This window comes from Hyphomicrobium zavarzinii ATCC 27496, assembly GCF_000383415.1.
Classification (GTDB): Bacteria; Pseudomonadota; Alphaproteobacteria; order Rhizobiales; family Hyphomicrobiaceae; genus Hyphomicrobium_C; species Hyphomicrobium_C zavarzinii.
This window is the reverse complement of the sequence record NZ_KB911259.1, coordinates 301,889-316,912: the sequence shown is the minus strand read 5'-3', so window position 1 is coordinate 316,912 and position 15,024 is coordinate 301,889. Positions and strand designations below refer to the sequence as shown.

Sequence of the window (15,024 nt, the reverse complement as noted above, 5' to 3'; positions counted from 1 at the left end):
CCTTCAGTTCCTATGGCGTCTCAGAACCGGTCCGCAATCATGCGGATGACCTTTTTCGGAAGGATCCAGTCCTGGCCTTGCTTCTGCTCCTGCACCGCGATCAACAGGTCGTCGCGTGTGAATTTGAGGCCGCGTTCCTTGGCCATTGCCATGTACATATCGATGAACGCGGATTTGTCGGGTGTGGTATCGAGCTTTTCCAGAAGTGCTGGATCTGCCATCAGAATTTCGCCGAGTTTCTTTATTTCCTTCTCGAAGATGCGCGATTCCGCGTCGCGCTGCATTGCTTTCTCAAGCATGTTTTCTCCCGTCTTGTCGGATTATATGTATTCCACCCAATATGAGCGGTCGGTCTATAATCAACGGCAAGTCCCCTTTGTAAAGCGCACGGGAAACGTATGCTCGGACGCAATGTTGCGGGTTGCTTGAGAATAATCGCGTGAAAATTGACTTGGAACACGTAGTACTACGTGGTTTGCCGCTCCATTTTCGCAGGTTCCCGCGGCGGGATGGGCGGTGTGGAGCCCGCACTGTCCAGGATAAAAAGGCCACCCGTGCTGCATGAACACGGGTGGCGCTTGCGTGGCCAGAGCTATCGGGCTGAGCTATGCGGCGAGGGCTGCCGCTTCCGCCGTGCCCTTGGCGAGAGAGGCCTCACGCTCGGCGTCGCCGAGCAGCGTCTTCTCGACCTTGATGGTGTGGATGTCGGTGATGCCGAGGAAGGTGAGCCAAGACTTCAAGTAGGCATTCTGATAGTCGAACTGCGCTTCAGGGAGCCCGCCTTCGCCGTAGCCGAGGCCGCGCGCGCAAACCAGAACGGCCTTTTGAGTTTTCAGCATTCCGTCGAAGCCGTTCGCGCCGAACAGGAACGTCACGTCCTTCTGCGTGACGAGGTCGATCAGCTGCTTGAGCTTGTAGGGAACTCCGAAGTTCCACATGGGAACGGCAACGACGATCTGATTGGCCTTCCTGAACCGCTCGCCGAGGCTGTGGATTGCTGCCCAAGCCGCGGTCTGCTCGTCGGTGAGAGGCGTTCCGGCGAGGCCGGCATACTTGCCGTCCAATGCGGGGCCGTTGAACGGAGGCAGCTCGTCATTCCAGACGTCGATCGTATCGACCTCAACACTGCCTTTCTTTTTTACGGCTTCGATATAGGCCTGCGCGACGTGAGCCGAGGCAGAGCGCTCTCCTCTTGGTGACGCCTGGATGTAAAGCAATCGAGTCATTTCCGTCCCTTGGATGAGTTGTTAGCGCGCTTTGCGCGACGTGAGTCCGAAAGCCGGCGTCTGCTCGAGATGTGCAGGAGGTGTGACGCGGCGTGCGCATAACACCATAGGCGGCGGGTATCCGGCAGGACGGGTAACTACGTGCACGCCCGTAATCTAACGGGTAGCCCGCCAAATATCTCAAATGTATCGATCGCAGCACCCTGTAATGACGGCGGAGGCAATCGCACGCGTGCGCGCTCACGGGTGAACCGTCTCGCTGTCGGGGTGTCAGGAAACTTGAATCCAAGGAGTTACAGACAGTGATATCGCTCGGTCAGATCGCGCCGGACTTCAAGCAAGAGAGCAGTCGCGGCGTTATCGAGTTCCATAAATGGCTGGGAGACTCGTGGGGTATCCTTTTCAGCCATCCCAAGGATTACACCCCGGTGTGCACGACAGAGCTGGCCGCGGCCGCTCGCCTGATGCCGGAATGGGAAAAGCGCAACGTCAAGGTCATCGGTCTCTCGGTCGATACCGGCGAAAACCATATCGGTTGGGAAAAGGACATCGAGGAAACGCAGGGGCAGTGCCTGAATTTCCCTGTGCTTGCCGATGCGGACCGCGCGGTCAGCAAGCTTTACGGCATGATCCATCCTGATTGCGATCCGACGATCACCGTGCGTTCGGTGTTTATCATAGATCCGTCCAAGCGGGTGCGTCTCACGATGACCTATCCGCCGAGCGCAGGGCGCAACTTCGACGAGATCCTTCGCGTCGTCGACAGCCTGCAGACTTCGGATCGCCACAAAGTGGCAACGCCCGTCAACTGGAAGCCGGGTGAGGCGGCAATCATCCCGCCAAGCATCTCTAACGAGCAGGCGAAGGACCTGTTCCCGCAGGGCTGGAAGGAGCTCAAGCCCTATCTGCGGATTGTCGAGCTGGCGGAGTAATCGCTTGCTCACAACAGCAATGGCAATTGCCGCCCTGTTTGTCACGCTCGCTCTGTTTCAGCGTGCAGTCGAAATGCGCCGTCGCAGCGCCATTCCGGTTAGACGCCGCATCGGACGTGAGACTACGCGAGAGGGCGTAATCTCACGCATGGAAAACGAGCGTAGCCAAAATGTATAGGTGGAATTGCAGTGGCTGATCAGCGAGAGCGAAAAAGTTTATTCGCCCGCTGATGGCAAAAAAAAGGTCAGCGCGAACTTGCTGCAGATGTGGCGGAATTCGGCAAGAAGGGAAAGAATGAAATGAAGAAATTGATACTTGGTCACCTGGTGTACTTGTACACCCCGCTCGGGGTGCTCGCATGCACCCTTGGCATTCTCAAGGGCGGCGAATGGGCCTGGCTCGGCATTGGCATCTTTGCCGTCAACATCATCGTCGACACTCTTTCGTCTCCGTTCCATCTTCGTGGCGCTGCATCCGACAAGGATGGATCGGCATCGGGCATTCCCGCCATTCTGAACTCGATGATGTACGTTCAGCTGATCACCTTCATCGGACTTCAGCTTGCGCTCGCCTGGCGCGTCTATCAGTACGTCGCTGGCGTTCCGATCGAGACGATGACGTGGAACGGCTTCGAGTACATGAACGGCATCGATACGGTGACGCTGATCGCAGCGACCATCGGCGCGGGCATGCATCAGGGCCTCGGCATCATCTTCGGCCATGAGCTTTCTCATACGAAGGGCTTCGGCTTCCTGGTTTCGCGTTGGATGATGGCACTCTCCGGCACTGCGCATTTCTGCTTTGCGCATGTCTACAACCATCACCTGGAACTCGGCCGCGCCTGGCTCGGACCGGAAGGCAACAAGATGGGTGACGACACGGATCCGGCGACGGCTCCGCGTGGCCGCTCGATCTACACGCACTTCATCGTCTCGCATATCGGCCAGTCGTATTTCGGCATCCTTACCGAGAGCAAGCGCCTGAAGCGTATGGGCAAGTCGTTCTTCTCGCTCTCGAACCGCTGGATCCGCGGCTACCTCATGAGCATTCCGACGGTGGCTCTGTTCGCCGGAGCCGGCTACCTCGGCAGCGGCGATGCGACGGGCGTCCTCATTGGTCTCGCCGCGATGCTGGTCGTCTGGATCATCTCGAACTTCGAGCTCGAAGCGCTCAACTACATGGAGCACTACGGTCTCATCCGCGTGAAGGGCGAACCCATCGAGTATCGCCACTCTTGGGACAACGACACGATCTTCACCGGCTGGGCCTTCATCGAGATTGGCCGTCAGGCTGATCACCACGATCGCGGCGAGACCCACTTCTGGGAGCTCACCGGCGTGGGTGGTCCTCCCACGGGCGCGCCGAACGCACGCATCGGCTACTACACCGAGTTCGTGATCGCTCTGTTCCCGCCGCTCTGGCACTACATCATGCGCCGCAAGCTTGCCATCTGGGACCGCGACTTCGCGACCCCCGAGGAGCGCAAGATCGCAGCCAAGATCAACAAGGCCGTCGGCTACGACATCGACCCGCGCAAGGTCGAAGGTAAGCGCCTCGAAGTCAGCTACGTGAGCTGACCTCCTATCCAGACTACGACAACAACAAAACGCGATCCGCCAAAATGGCGGATCGCATTCAGGGAGAATATTGCAAATGTCGGAAGCATCTGCGGCGGAAGCGCCAGTTCTCAACTCTGACCAGCAGGCCGGTACGCTCTACGAGCGGCTTGGAGGCCGTCCTCGCATCGAGGAGATCGTGGAGATCATTTGGCAGAACCACACGTCAAATCCCCTCGTCAAACAGCGTTACGTCCGGAGCAACCCGACTGAGGTGAAGCGCCTCGTGACGGAGATGTGCTGCGCCGGGTTTGGCGGGCCCGAGACGTACACCGGCAAGGACATGATCACCACTCATACGGGCATGAACATCAACGAAGCGGAGTTCGTTGCGGTTTGTGACGACGTGCTCGACGCGCTTGACCGCTGCAAGGTCGGTAAGCGCGAGAGGGATGAGATCCTCTGCATTCTGTATTCGATGAAGCCGGAGGTCGTTCATCTCTAGAGCACGCCCGACCGCAACGCCCTCTCATCGGAGCACTGGAACGCCGCAATGTTTGGTTTCTTCAAAAAGAACAAAGGTCCTTTCAACGCCACGATCTCGCCCCTGGGGAAGACGATTTCCGTCAAGGGCGGGTCGTCGGAGAACCTTCTCAAGGTCGCGTTGGAGAATGGGATAAACTGGCCCTACAATTGTCGCGTTGGAAGTTGTGGTTCGTGCAAGTGCAAGCTCGTGAGCGGTCAAATCAAGCCGCTAAACGATTTCAGCTACGTGCTGACAGGCGAGGAGCTGGACCAAGGCTACATCCTTGCCTGTCAGACGATGCTTCGCAGCGATATCGAGGTTGAGGTTCCGCTCGAGGCAAACGGGGTGGAGCTCGCGAAGTCGCGGCGCATCGAAGGGCGGATTTCGAGGGTCGAAAAGCTGACGCACGACATCCTCGACGTGGGGATCGAGCTCGAGGCGGCTCTCACCGATTACCTCCCCGGACAATATGCCGACGTGACCATTCCCGGCGTCATCGACAAGGCGCGATCCTACTCGTTCTCGCGTTCGCCCTCGCATGAGAAGCCCAACAACGTCAGCTTCTTCATTCGCCGCGTGCCTAACGGATCCCTTACCGAATGGCTGCATACCGGTGACCGGAGAGGCGATCGCGTGCTCCTCGAGGGGCCGCATGGATCCTTCTATTTGCGGGAGCCTTCGGGATCGATCCTGCTCGTCGCGGGAGGCAGCGGCCTGGCGCCGATCCGCGCTCTCATGCAACAGTTCATCGATGAAGGTCGTAAGGGGAAGGTAACCCTGATCTTCGGAGCGCGCACGCGGAATGATCTCTATTGCCTCGACGAGATCGAAGAGTATTCGAAGCAGCTCAATGGTCAGTTTTCCTTCCTTCCGGTGCTTTCTCAGGAGACGGCCGCCGATGGATGGGATGGCGCGACCGGGCACTGTCCCAACGCCATAGCCGAAGGGATGCTGGAGGCGTCCGATGGGCAGGCTTATCTCTGCGGCCCGCCGGTCATGGTGGATGCAGCGGTCAGCCGCCTCAAGGCGCTCGGCATCGGCGAGCAGCGAATCTTCTTCGACAAATTCCTTGATGCATCTTCGATGCCCGGCGGACGGGCCTAAGTCGCCCAGACCATGAAAGGCAACAAGAAAAGGGGGAACTCAGGATGGACAATCTGACCAACATGCCTGACTGCAACAGTGGAGCTGACAGCTTCGAGGCTGGCCTCAAATTGAAGTGCGCCTTTTGCACGTCGCCCTGCGTGTCTCGGGATCTCGGAACGAAGCTGCGTGATGCCGGTCTCAGGCCGACGCGTCAGCGGATGGAACTCGCGAAGCTTCTTTTCGGAAAAGGCGACCGCCATACGACGGCTGACATGCTGTACGAAGAAGCCATGCGCGTGGAGATCCCTGTCTCGCTCGCGACTGTGTACAACACGCTTCAGCAGTTCACGAACGCCGGACTTCTTCGGAGGCTGGCAACCGACACGGCGAAAGCCTGGTTTGATACCAACGTGTCCGAGCACCATCACCTTCTGATGGAAGAGGACGACTGCATCGTCGATGTTCCGTCAGGCTATCTTTCCATCGATCATCTCCCGCCGCTGCCTGCAGGCATGGAGATCGCCAGAATTGAGGTCGTGCTGCGCCTGAGGAGGCGCGAAGACTAGAGACGGCCAGCGTAAAGCTGGCAAGGTGCTTCCCCTCTCATCGTGTCCTTCCTGCCGAGTGCCCGCAATGAGCGAGCTCTCGGCCTTTTTTTTTGCGCGAATGAGCATCGACGGTGTCTGCGTCTAGTGCCCCGTCGGCGGCCGTCCTAACGAGGGGGGCGATGGAAGCCAACTCGGGCAGTCTAGATGTTCTCCTTGCGAACGATCACGTTCGGCCCGTCAAGTTTGCCCTTGTCGAAGATGTCGCTCGCGGTTGCCTCCAGCAGCGCGCGATGCCTGTTGAAGGCATCGAGAAATGCGCTCCTTTCTAGATCGGGATTGCCTTCGAGCTTTTCGAGCGCGGCGGAACGGACCCAGCAAACCTGGCGCTTTGCTCCGTTAGACATGGTCCAGCGGACCGCGAGGCCCTCGACGACGGGTGATTCTTCGTTAGGCGTGAGTGGCATGGGATGGATGGGTTCCTTCGTTCATGAGTGATGCGGGTTCGCAGGCGGGTGATCCTGCTTGCCGCGCGGGAGTTTTTTTTAGATGGGCCTCGAACGTTTCGTCGCCGGGATTTGCCGTAACAGACGAGACTGAAAAAGCGCGTTCGACGGGCCGCGATCAATCGAATTTTCTTCCTGCCGCTGCAAGTAGAACTACGCGACCCGCCGCGCAGACAAGCGTATTTCGCGGCCGCTTAATCGGCCCGATATTTCGGCTGTCGCGTGAGCGCGATCTGCCCATCTCGAGCGAAACGGATGATGGGTGGAGACAGAAATATTGAGGAGAGGAACTCACAATGGTTCGACAGGGGATCCGCGCCCGCACCGGCGTATCTCGTTTGGCTCTGGGTGTGCTCGCTGGGTTGGCCGGCGCCTGCGTCGGTCTGCAGTCGGCGAGCGCTGACAATCACGGGGCGCCGCCGCAGGTCGTAGGCGAATTGATCACCACCTCGCCGGATGACAAGAACCTGAAGTGGGGACCGTGTCCCGATATCTTCCCGTCCGGCTGCGAGGTGACGGTGTTGAGCGGAGATCCGGCAAAGGGAGCGGCTGACGTCTATCTCAGGGCGGCGCCTGGAACCGAGCTGAAGGGGCACTGGCATCATTCGCCGGAGCATGTGGTTCTGGTGAAGGGGAAATTCAGTGTGACCTTTGACGGCGGCCGTCAGGCTTCGCTCGATCAGGGCGCCTATACGCTCATTCCGGCGGGTATGCCCCACTCCGCAAAGTGCGAGGGACCCGATGCGTGCGTCATCTTCATCGGCTTCGAGAAGCCGGTCGACGCCATTGCCACCAAGGCTGCAGAGGCCAAGTAAGCGGTAAGAGTGAGAGAAGCACATGCTTCAAGCCGCAACACAGCGACGGCGAGCAGCGCTTGACGGGGTTGTCATTGCGCTGGTTATCAGTTGGGCTCTCGTGCCTTTTCTGACTTAGCGCCAGCGGTCAGCAGGTCGCTTCGATCCTGTCGTCGATATTTGCCTTAGGATGCCCTGCGGGGGCGCTGATGCCTTGTGCCAGCGCCCCCGCATTTTTTTCGAACCCTCGAAGGAGGGCTGAGAGGCAGGCTTTGTCCGCGGGGATAAACGCCCTCTGCGCCTGAGTTCTCGGCGAGTGAAATCGCGGAGTTTTTCGACGTGAGGACAATTGCGTACCTACCCCGAAATTCCCACGTGTTGACGGTGCGCCTGACCCCATGCCTACCTCTTCACTATTCTCAATCAAAAAAGGGAGGGAATATGGGAAGGTTCTTTCGTGAGTTCGGCGAAGCACACGAGACGGCTCCGTCGATGACGATCCTGCTGTTGGGGATCGTGATGTTTGGCGGAATGGCATGGCTGGTGGCCTCCGTGTTGAACGGATCGCCGACGGATTCGATCCTGCAATTCATCGCATCTGTCCAACAGATGCTCCAGCGCTGAGCGAGCCGAGGGCCGGGAGCCCGCAACGGGGAATGGGGAGCACACTCCTTTGAAGAGTTCGTGCAATCTCCGTTCCCCTTGCTGCGCCGTTCGCGGCGAGATGCAGGGACAGGTACTCCGGTGCGCCTAGGCGCGTTTTTGGGCGATCGGAGGAGGAAGGCGGAGAATGGACAAGAACAGCGGCGCAATGAGAGAAGCCGTCCAGCGTATCAAGGAGGCAATCTACGATGCGCAGATCGGCGAGGCGGAGATCACTCCGTCGCGCAAACAGTCTGAGGCCTATGTCGTGAAATTCGATACGCGCGCCGGACGAGCGGGGGAAGTCTCGATATCTTCGTCTCTAGGCTACCGCGAGATCGTCGCTCTGTTGAAGAGCGTGCACGAAGAGAAATCCTGAGGTTGGTACTGCTTGTTTCTGCAAGTTTCGATGAGCGTCGATGCCGTTGTGATTATTCCGGTGCGCTCGTCGCGATCCATTTGTTCCCGTGACACGAGGCGAGAATTGGGCTCCCACCTTGGACGGATCCTGCTATGAGCGAGTATGCAGGATGCCGGACGACGGCAATTGGAGTCATTCTCTATGGAAGCGCGCCTATCCGGCAGATCCGTGGTTCTAATGGCGGCGGGGATCGCAACCGCTCTTCTGGTAGGCTTTTTTGCTGTGTATTCGTCCGGTGAGCCTTCCGCGCCTCCGTCAAAGGCTGCGGAGACGCGTCAGAAGCCATCTGAAGACATCCTGTCGCCGTCGCTCGATTGTTCGTTCACGGCCTTTATGCATAACAGCACGGCTATCATCTTCTATTTCGATGCTGCGATTTCGAAGGGCGAGCCGCCCCGCTTTCTCCAACGCGCCTTTGTGTCGGCGGAAGGCACGCGGACTGCGTTCGAAGGCAATGATCGCCCGATCTGGACCTACGGCCTCAACGAAGACGGAGAGGCGACGATCACGTCGCCGGATGGCGCCACACGCATCGTGCTTTATGGCTTGAAACTCGACTCGCGGGGTGTCCTGCCGGTGGAGGCCGGGATCCGGAGCAACGAGTTCCGAAATCTCGGCGGCCAATGTCGCCAGACCAATCTGGGCGTAACAGCCGCCCCTTGAAAAGGGCCCGCGTTACGCTTCGCTCGCAGGATTTCCTTCTTTCGAGAGATACCAGGCGACTGCGCAGAGCACCATGGTGCCGCCGATCACGGCTTCGACGGCCGGCTGCTCGCTGAAGAAGAGCCAGACCCAGACTGGACCAAGCACGACGTCGAGCATGGCTATGAATCCGGCCTCGCCCGATTTGACGAGGCGCCCGCCGGCCAGGGCGAGCGCGGTTCCGAGCCCATAGGGGATCAGCCCGTACAACGCGCTGCCGGTGAGCTGCATCGGCGTGAGCACCACGTCAGTGTTCATGAACGGAGCGGCGATAATGGCTGTCACACCTGCCGAAATCGCGCTCACCAGAAGGATGTCCATCTTGGGGTAGCGCTTTGCGAAGACGAGCTGGGCGGCAAAGCTCGCGGTCATTACGAAGCCTGCAACGAGCCCGATGATGTCGTCCGTGGTGGCGGCCGCGCCCGCGGTGATGGCGACGCCGGCCATCGCGAACGCACCGGCGATCACGAAGGGCCGGCTCACCCGCTCGCGTAGCCAGAAAAACGCTATGGCCGTGGCGAGAAAGGGAAGGGCTGCGTAGATTGTCATCACGTTGGCAACAGTCGTGTAGCGCAGCGAGATGATGTAGCTGATGCTGCATACAGCGGCGACGGTGACGTAGAGTACGCCGGATATGCCGATCCCGACGATCTCACGCAGAAAGTTGCGCCCCAGGCGGACCGCGCAGACAAGTCCGAGGCCGAGGCACGCGGCGATGGCGGACCAGACGATGAGCGTTGCGGAGTCGAGATCGGCAACGCGCACGAACAGACCGGCGGTGCTCCAACAAACCGCCGACGCCGCAACGAGAGCGACGCCGAGCCGCCGCATGCGCAGATCCTGCTTCGTATTCGCAGGTCTTTCAATCGTGCTGGTGGCCATGTGAGTGGAGCCCCGTACCCCGTCATCGTTCTATCAATATCGTGTCGGCGAAAAACCGACCGCAATAGTGCCGTTTGGCACTATGTGGATGTCGCACGGCACTTGCGGCGGCGCCGGCGCTTTCCCTCCCGCGCTGGCGAACGGCTGTGCCCTGTGAGGTCCATAGGAGCAGAGTTCAGTGAGGGATGCTCTGATTGATGTCAGCGGCGGAGTGTTTTCGATGTGCGTATTGGGTTGCGCGAGATCAGCCAACTAGGCGCGGTTCGCTATTGGGAGCAGCACGGTGAGGTCGAGGTATTTCTGGGCGTGCGCCGTTCCGTGGATGCCGCGGTCATCGTCCCGGAGAGCGTGGAGGCGCGCATCGCGCCGGACCCGGCCGTTGCCCAGTCCTCGCCGATGCTGGTCCGTCTGCTCTCCATCCTGCAGAGCTATTCCGCTCCCGTTCTGGGCTGGAAGGGCGGCTCGTTCCTCTGGGACTCGGTGTCGATCATTGAGGGCCGGAAGTCCGCTTCTGCCGGGGCGGCGGGTGCGTCTCGGCGGTGAACACATCGTAAAGGTCGTCGGCGTCTTCGATACGCCGAGCCAGATCAATCGAACAGCGGTCGTTCTGCTGCTGCCGGAGTTCTCGGTGGTGAACACGGACGGTGCCGGTGTGGATGGTCGCGCGGATGGACCCGGCAGCCGTGTTGCGGAGCTCATAGGCGCTTAGACGTACAAGTCGGCATCGGGATCCTTTCGTCCTTCGACCCAGGCGGAGACGACATCGGCTGCGATCACGCTGAAGGTGATGCCATTGCCGCCGCAGCCGAGAACGGCGAAGCAATGCGGCAGGTTCGCGAGTGGGGCGATGTGGGGCAAGCCCGTCGGGCTGTCGGCGAAGGCGCCCGCCCATGCGTAGTCTACTTTCAGCCTGCGGCCAGGCAGCAGCTTCTCGATCTTAGCGAGGAGGCGTGCGGCCTTGTTCGGAATGGCGGCATCGCGGCGGTCAGCATCGATCAGTTTCGAATCTTCGCCGCCCGCGAGGATGCGATTGTCGTGCGTCATGCGCATGTAGAGATAGGGGTCGGACGCCTCCCAGATCAGGCAGCGATCCGGCCAGACCTCGTCGGCGTTGAGCGGATTGGTGGCGAGTGCCCATGTCGAGATGATGTCGAAGCGGTCGCGCGGAAGCCCGTGTATGACCTCGTATCCCGTTGCGAACACCACGCGGCGGGCCGAGATACTGGCGCCATCCGCCGTCTCGAGGTCGACGCCATCCTTTCGCGTTCTTACGCTTTTGACTTCGCAAGGTGAGTAGAGCCGCGCACCGGACCGTTGAGCGATCCGCAGGCATCCGGCGGCGAGCTGCACCGGGTTCACTTCTGCGGCACCGGAAGAGAGGATCGCACCTGTCCGCTCGATTCCGTAGGACGCGAGAAGGGTGTCGTGATCGAGAAACGTCGAAGGCAGCCCTGCCTTGGCGCGGCGCTTCGCCTCCGTTTCGAGGGCGCGCCACCCGTGTTCGTCGCCTGCAAGATAGAGGGCGTCGCGTTCCTTCCACGCACAACTCAGGCCATGCCGCTCGATGAGTGTTCCCAGTTTCTTCACCGCTGCGTAGGAACGCCGGTAGGCTCGCCGCGCTGGGGTCGCCCCAATTTTTTCGGCAAGATCCACGAGTGTCGTGTCCAGCTCGAACTGGATCATGGCGGTGCTGGCCAAGGTGCTGCCGTGGCATGGCGGGCGGCGGTCCAGCACGACCACGTCATGCCCCTTCTCGGCGAGGCTGAGCGCGATGAGGGCGCCGCTGATGCCAGCGCCGACGACAGCGACGTCACAGCTCTCGTTGTCGAGCCGCGACCGGTGGCGAACGGTGATGCGGGGGCTCTCCGCCCAAAGCGGGTCGCCGCCGCGCAGGTCTTTTGGGGAAGTTGGCACGTCGGTGTGTATCTGGGCTGCTGGGCAGCCGGGATAACGTCCGAGATCCAGACGGGTTCCGGACACGCGCTGGGAAGGATCATTCGCGCGGGCACGCCGACCGGCGCATGCGTCGCGTCCAAAAGACGCGAGCCTTCGTCAACGGGCGCGCGTGGCGCGCCTCACGGTCTTGGCCGTCAACATGGCCACGAGCGGCAGGCCGATGGAGGCTGCGAGTGCAGCGAGAAGTCCGCTGCCGGTTTCCGCACTCGATCCGAGCGAAGCATAGGTCGCCGCGACACCGATGTTAGCGAGAGTCGTGATAGCCAGAACGTGTCCGGCAGGCAAACCCGCTACGCCCGCTGCGATGACGGAGGCCTCAGCCAGAACCGGCACGGGACGGCAAAGAACGAGCATGAGCAAGCCATAGCGTTCGAGCTGATGTGTCAGGTACTGAAAGTCCTCGCGTCCGATCATGCGCTCGGTGACGTCGTGGCCCAGGCGGTGTCCGAGCCAGTAGCCCAAGGCGCACCCGAGCGTGAGCGCGGCGGTGGCTACGAGTGTTCCGCCCGCGATACCCAAGACAGCGCCAAGAATGGAGATCACGACGGTCGACGGTATGGGCAGGACGACGTCGGCGGCGAGCAGAAGAAATCCCGCGACGGCGGCGAGTGGCCGGGAAAGCGGGCTCATCATCATGTCGCGAGCCAGCTGATCCAGCGTCTCGCCGAACAGCAGGAACGGAACTACGACGATCGCAATCATCACGAGCAGAAGGAGCGCAAGCTTCCGCGCTCGACGGGGCCATGAAGACACTGGAGACTTCTGCGCGTTTTGTTCACGCGCGGCGGCCTCACGGTCCATGTCGAGGCCATCGCCGGGCATCGGCCTGCTCAATCGGCGCCTGATAAGCGGGGCCGCGCGGCCGCGAGCTTCCGGCCCTCGTCGACAAGGCCTGCGATCTCGTTCTCGGAGAACGTGCGCTCGGAGCGATTGGCGACGCCAAGGGCGCCAATGACCGTATCGCCATCGAAGATAGGAACGACGATCGAGCCGGCGAGTCCTGTCGCCTTAGCGCCAGGACGCACGTCGCCGCTCGTGTCCGTCTGAATGTTGCAGGCATCGACCGGCTTGGCGCGTTCGACGGCGAGGCCCGCCATTCCCTTGCCGACGGGGATCGTCTTTATGATCGCGAGGACGTGGTCGGGCATGCCCTGAGAGGCGGCCGCGAGATGCAGCAAGCCGTCATTGCCCAGAAAATGGATCGTGCCGCTGTCAGCCGCATAGTCTCGCACGATGCGGGCCAGTGCGGAGGATGCGTGCTGCGCAGCGCTTCGTTCGGTTTCGATCGTCATGTTTCGCATTCCTCTTGAGAAGCAAGGAAGCCGAGGCTAGCGAGGCGGCATCAGGGCCATGGGCCATTCCTCGGCGATGTAGCGCAGGTACCAGACGCTGAAGCGATCGGGTTCGGCAGCGATGTCGCTGCGGATTTCTTCGATCGAGGACCACCGATAATCCTCGGCCTCGGCAGGATCGGGCTGCAAGGGGCCGTCATATCGGCCGCGAAACACATGCACGATTTCGTGCTCGCTCAAACCGTTGTCGAAGGCGGCATGGTATTGGACGGTGCCGAGCCATTCGAGAGGGCAGGAGAAGCCCATTTCCTCGCTGAGGCGGCGTTGCGCGGCATCGGCGACCGGCTCGTCCGGCCGGGGGTGTCCGCAACAGGCGTTCGTCCAGAGCCCGCCGGAATGATACTTGCTCGCGGCGCGCTTCTGCAGGAGCTGGCGTCCCTCCGAATCCCAAACGATCACCGAGAACGCGCGGTGGAGCAACGCGCGACGATGGGCATCGATCTTCTCGGCCGTTCCGATCTCACGGTCGTCCGCGTCGACGAGGATGAGATGTTCGCTCGTTGGCTGCAGAGAGTGCTCGTTATGGATCGAAGACATGGGAGAGCATCAGCCCTTTCACTTGACGCGCATCGATGGTGCCCTCCGGCACGAGATGCGGCGCCGACGACAGGAAGACCGGTCCGTGAGCCGCCGGGCCGTCCGCTCGTCCATGAGAGCCTTTCACGAGGGACGCATCAAGGGGGATGACGTCCATCAGTGTCCGAAATCCGAACGCCTTCTTGAGGAGACGCCATGCGATAGCGAGCTTCGGCCAGCGAATTCCTGGATCCAGGAACAGCTCTGCGGGGTCATAGCCCGGCTTCTTGTGAATGTCGACCGTCCGGGCGAAGTCCGGCGCGCGGGCGTCGTCGAGCCAATAGTAGTAGGTGAACCAGGAATCGCCGGCGGAAATGGCGACGAGCTCGCCGGAGCGTTCGTGGTCGAGGTTCCACTTCGCCTGCTGCTGGCTGTCGAGAACATGGGCCACGCCGGGCAGCCGTTCGATCGCCTCGCGCGCCTTGGGAATATCGTCCGGATCGCGCACGTAGACATGCGCGACCTGATGATCCGCGAGGGCAAACGCGCGGCAGCGGGGAATATCGAGGATCTCGCCGCCTTCCTCCTCGCGCACGGCCAGGAGACCGGCCTCGCGAAGGGCGCGGTTGATGTGCACGGGACGGTTGACGGGTACGATGCCGTACTCGGACAGCACGATGACGCGCCGGCCTTGAGCTTTCGCGGTATCGATAAGGTCTCCCACGACCGTGTCGATCTCCTCGACATCCTTTGCGATTTCGGGGTGGTCGGGTCCGAGACGCTGCAGGCCGTAATCGAGATGCGGGAGGTAGACGAGGGTGAGGGTCGGATCGTTGGCCGCGAGCACGTACTTTGCCGAGTCCGCAATCCATCGGCTCGACGCGATCGATGTTGCCGGTCCCCAGAAGTGAAAAAGGGGGAAAGCGCCGAGCTTCCGCGTAAGCTCGTCGCGCAGCTCGGGCGGATCGGAATAGCAATCGGGGAGCTTGCGGCCATCGGCCTTATAGATCGGCCGAGGGGTGACGGCGATATCGGTCGAAGCCGCCATCGCGTACCACCAGAAGAGATTGGCGCAGGTGAAGCTGGGGTCTCGCGCCTTTGCGGCGTCCCACACGCGCTCTCCCGCGACGAGCCGGTTGGACTGGCGCCAAAGCCAGACCTCCATCAGGTCGCGGAACAGCCAGCCGTTGCCAACGATGCCATGCTCGCTCGGCGGCAGGCCGGTCACGAACGTCGCTTGCGCCGAGCAGGTGACGGCCGGCGTGACGGTCCGCAAAGGACGCTGGCAGCCGTTTGCGGCGAGACGCGACAGATTTGGCGTGCGAGGGCCAAGAAGGGCCGGCGTCAATCCAACGACGTTAATGACAACGGTAGGATGCAT

At 61.0% G+C, this 15,024-nt stretch carries 20 protein-coding genes; 11 read left to right on the top strand and 9 right to left on the bottom strand.

All coding sequences use genetic code 11. From position 1 onward, the window contains the following. Nucleotides 1–20: 20 nt before the first annotated feature. Nucleotides 21–299 carry a Nif11-like leader peptide family natural product precursor gene (locus tag F812_RS0115875; RefSeq protein ID WP_020086972.1) on the bottom strand — a complete coding sequence of 93 codons (279 nt, stop codon included), beginning with the start codon at nucleotides 297–299 and terminating at the stop codon, nucleotides 21–23. A 306-nt stretch (nucleotides 300–605) separates the two neighbouring features. Next, complete coding sequence (locus F812_RS0115870; protein WP_026868187.1) at nucleotides 606–1,226, bottom strand: FMN-dependent NADH-azoreductase; 621 nt, start codon at nucleotides 1,224–1,226, stop codon at nucleotides 606–608. A 302-nt stretch (nucleotides 1,227–1,528) separates the two neighbouring features. Here F812_RS0115870 and F812_RS0115865 point away from each other — a divergent pair, with 302 nt between their 5' ends. The 5 genes from F812_RS0115865 to irrA all read left to right on the top strand — a co-directional run bounded on the left by F812_RS0115865 (nucleotide 1,529) and on the right by irrA (nucleotide 5,893). After that, on the top strand, nucleotides 1,529–2,158 hold the full coding sequence (locus F812_RS0115865; protein ID WP_020086970.1) for a peroxiredoxin: 630 nt from the start codon (nucleotides 1,529–1,531) through the stop codon (nucleotides 2,156–2,158). Nucleotides 2,159–2,458: 300 nt separating this feature from the next. Beyond that, nucleotides 2,459–3,736, top strand: a complete 1,278-nt coding sequence (locus F812_RS0115855; protein ID WP_198011213.1) for a fatty acid desaturase — start codon at nucleotides 2,459–2,461, stop codon at nucleotides 3,734–3,736. A gap of 76 nt (nucleotides 3,737–3,812) precedes the next feature. Next, nucleotides 3,813–4,220, top strand: a complete 408-nt coding sequence (locus F812_RS0115850; protein ID WP_020086967.1) for a group I truncated hemoglobin — start codon at nucleotides 3,813–3,815, stop codon at nucleotides 4,218–4,220. 48 nt (nucleotides 4,221–4,268) lie between these two features. Next, complete coding sequence (locus tag F812_RS0115845) at nucleotides 4,269–5,345, top strand: NADH:ubiquinone reductase (Na(+)-transporting) subunit F (RefSeq protein ID WP_020086966.1); 1,077 nt, start codon at nucleotides 4,269–4,271, stop codon at nucleotides 5,343–5,345. 44 nt (nucleotides 5,346–5,389) lie between these two features. Beyond that, nucleotides 5,390–5,893: an iron response transcriptional regulator IrrA gene (irrA, locus tag F812_RS0115840; protein ID WP_020086965.1), complete on the top strand. Its 504-nt coding sequence runs from the start codon at nucleotides 5,390–5,392 to the stop codon at nucleotides 5,891–5,893. A 182-nt stretch (nucleotides 5,894–6,075) separates the two neighbouring features. Here irrA and F812_RS0115835 read toward each other — a convergent pair whose 3' ends face one another. Next, a complete protein-coding gene (locus tag F812_RS0115835; RefSeq protein WP_020086964.1) occupies nucleotides 6,076–6,339 on the bottom strand; it encodes a DUF1488 family protein in 264 nt (87 codons plus the stop codon). Between the two features lie 335 nt (nucleotides 6,340–6,674). On the opposite strand from F812_RS0115835, the gene F812_RS24240 reads away from it, so the two are divergent. The 4 genes from F812_RS24240 (at nucleotide 6,675) to F812_RS24235 (ending at nucleotide 8,898) form a co-directional block, all read left to right on the top strand. Next, nucleotides 6,675–7,193, top strand: a complete 519-nt coding sequence (locus tag F812_RS24240) for a cupin domain-containing protein (protein WP_020086963.1) — start codon at nucleotides 6,675–6,677, stop codon at nucleotides 7,191–7,193. Between the two features lie 471 nt (nucleotides 7,194–7,664). Next, complete coding sequence (locus F812_RS27150) at nucleotides 7,665–7,796, top strand: hypothetical protein (RefSeq protein WP_271030286.1); 132 nt, start codon at nucleotides 7,665–7,667, stop codon at nucleotides 7,794–7,796. A gap of 166 nt (nucleotides 7,797–7,962) precedes the next feature. After that, nucleotides 7,963–8,193 carry a hypothetical protein gene (locus F812_RS0115820; RefSeq protein WP_020086961.1) on the top strand — a complete coding sequence of 77 codons (231 nt, stop codon included), beginning with the start codon at nucleotides 7,963–7,965 and terminating at the stop codon, nucleotides 8,191–8,193. A 183-nt stretch (nucleotides 8,194–8,376) separates the two neighbouring features. Continuing rightward, nucleotides 8,377–8,898 carry a hypothetical protein gene (locus F812_RS24235; protein ID WP_198011212.1) on the top strand — a complete coding sequence of 174 codons (522 nt, stop codon included), beginning with the start codon at nucleotides 8,377–8,379 and terminating at the stop codon, nucleotides 8,896–8,898. A gap of 12 nt (nucleotides 8,899–8,910) precedes the next feature. On the opposite strand, the gene F812_RS0115810 is transcribed toward F812_RS24235, so the two are convergent. Then, nucleotides 8,911–9,819: a DMT family transporter gene (locus F812_RS0115810; RefSeq protein ID WP_020086959.1), complete on the bottom strand. Its 909-nt coding sequence runs from the start codon at nucleotides 9,817–9,819 to the stop codon at nucleotides 8,911–8,913. A gap of 222 nt (nucleotides 9,820–10,041) precedes the next feature. On the opposite strand from F812_RS0115810, the gene F812_RS0115805 reads away from it, so the two are divergent. After that, entirely contained in the window at nucleotides 10,042–10,362 is a 321-nt protein-coding gene (locus tag F812_RS0115805) for a hypothetical protein (protein ID WP_156827458.1), read from the top strand. Next, nucleotides 10,346–10,528 carry a hypothetical protein gene (locus F812_RS0115800; RefSeq protein ID WP_020086957.1) on the top strand — a complete coding sequence of 61 codons (183 nt, stop codon included), beginning with the start codon at nucleotides 10,346–10,348 and terminating at the stop codon, nucleotides 10,526–10,528. Before F812_RS0115805 ends, F812_RS0115800 begins: the two co-directional genes overlap by 17 nt. Here the strand turns inward: F812_RS0115800 and F812_RS0115795 are convergent. The 5 genes from F812_RS0115795 to F812_RS0115775 all read right to left on the bottom strand — a co-directional run bounded on the left by F812_RS0115795 (nucleotide 10,525) and on the right by F812_RS0115775 (nucleotide 15,024). Further along, nucleotides 10,525–11,733, bottom strand: coding sequence for an NAD(P)/FAD-dependent oxidoreductase (locus tag F812_RS0115795; protein ID WP_198011211.1), 1,209 nt, complete (start codon nucleotides 11,731–11,733; stop codon nucleotides 10,525–10,527). The genes F812_RS0115800 and F812_RS0115795 overlap by 4 nt on opposite strands. Before the next feature lie 138 nt (nucleotides 11,734–11,871). Next, nucleotides 11,872–12,597 carry a TVP38/TMEM64 family protein gene (locus tag F812_RS24230; RefSeq protein WP_020086955.1) on the bottom strand — a complete coding sequence of 242 codons (726 nt, stop codon included), beginning with the start codon at nucleotides 12,595–12,597 and terminating at the stop codon, nucleotides 11,872–11,874. A gap of 8 nt (nucleotides 12,598–12,605) precedes the next feature. Beyond that, nucleotides 12,606–13,067, bottom strand: coding sequence for a GAF domain-containing protein (locus tag F812_RS24225; protein WP_020086954.1), 462 nt, complete (start codon nucleotides 13,065–13,067; stop codon nucleotides 12,606–12,608). A gap of 36 nt (nucleotides 13,068–13,103) precedes the next feature. Continuing rightward, on the bottom strand, nucleotides 13,104–13,664 hold the full coding sequence (idi, locus tag F812_RS0115780) for an isopentenyl-diphosphate Delta-isomerase (RefSeq protein ID WP_020086953.1): 561 nt from the start codon (nucleotides 13,662–13,664) through the stop codon (nucleotides 13,104–13,106). Further along, entirely contained in the window at nucleotides 13,648–15,024 is a 1,377-nt protein-coding gene (locus F812_RS0115775) for an alkaline phosphatase family protein (protein ID WP_026868183.1), read from the bottom strand. The genes idi and F812_RS0115775 overlap by 17 nt, the downstream gene beginning before the upstream one ends.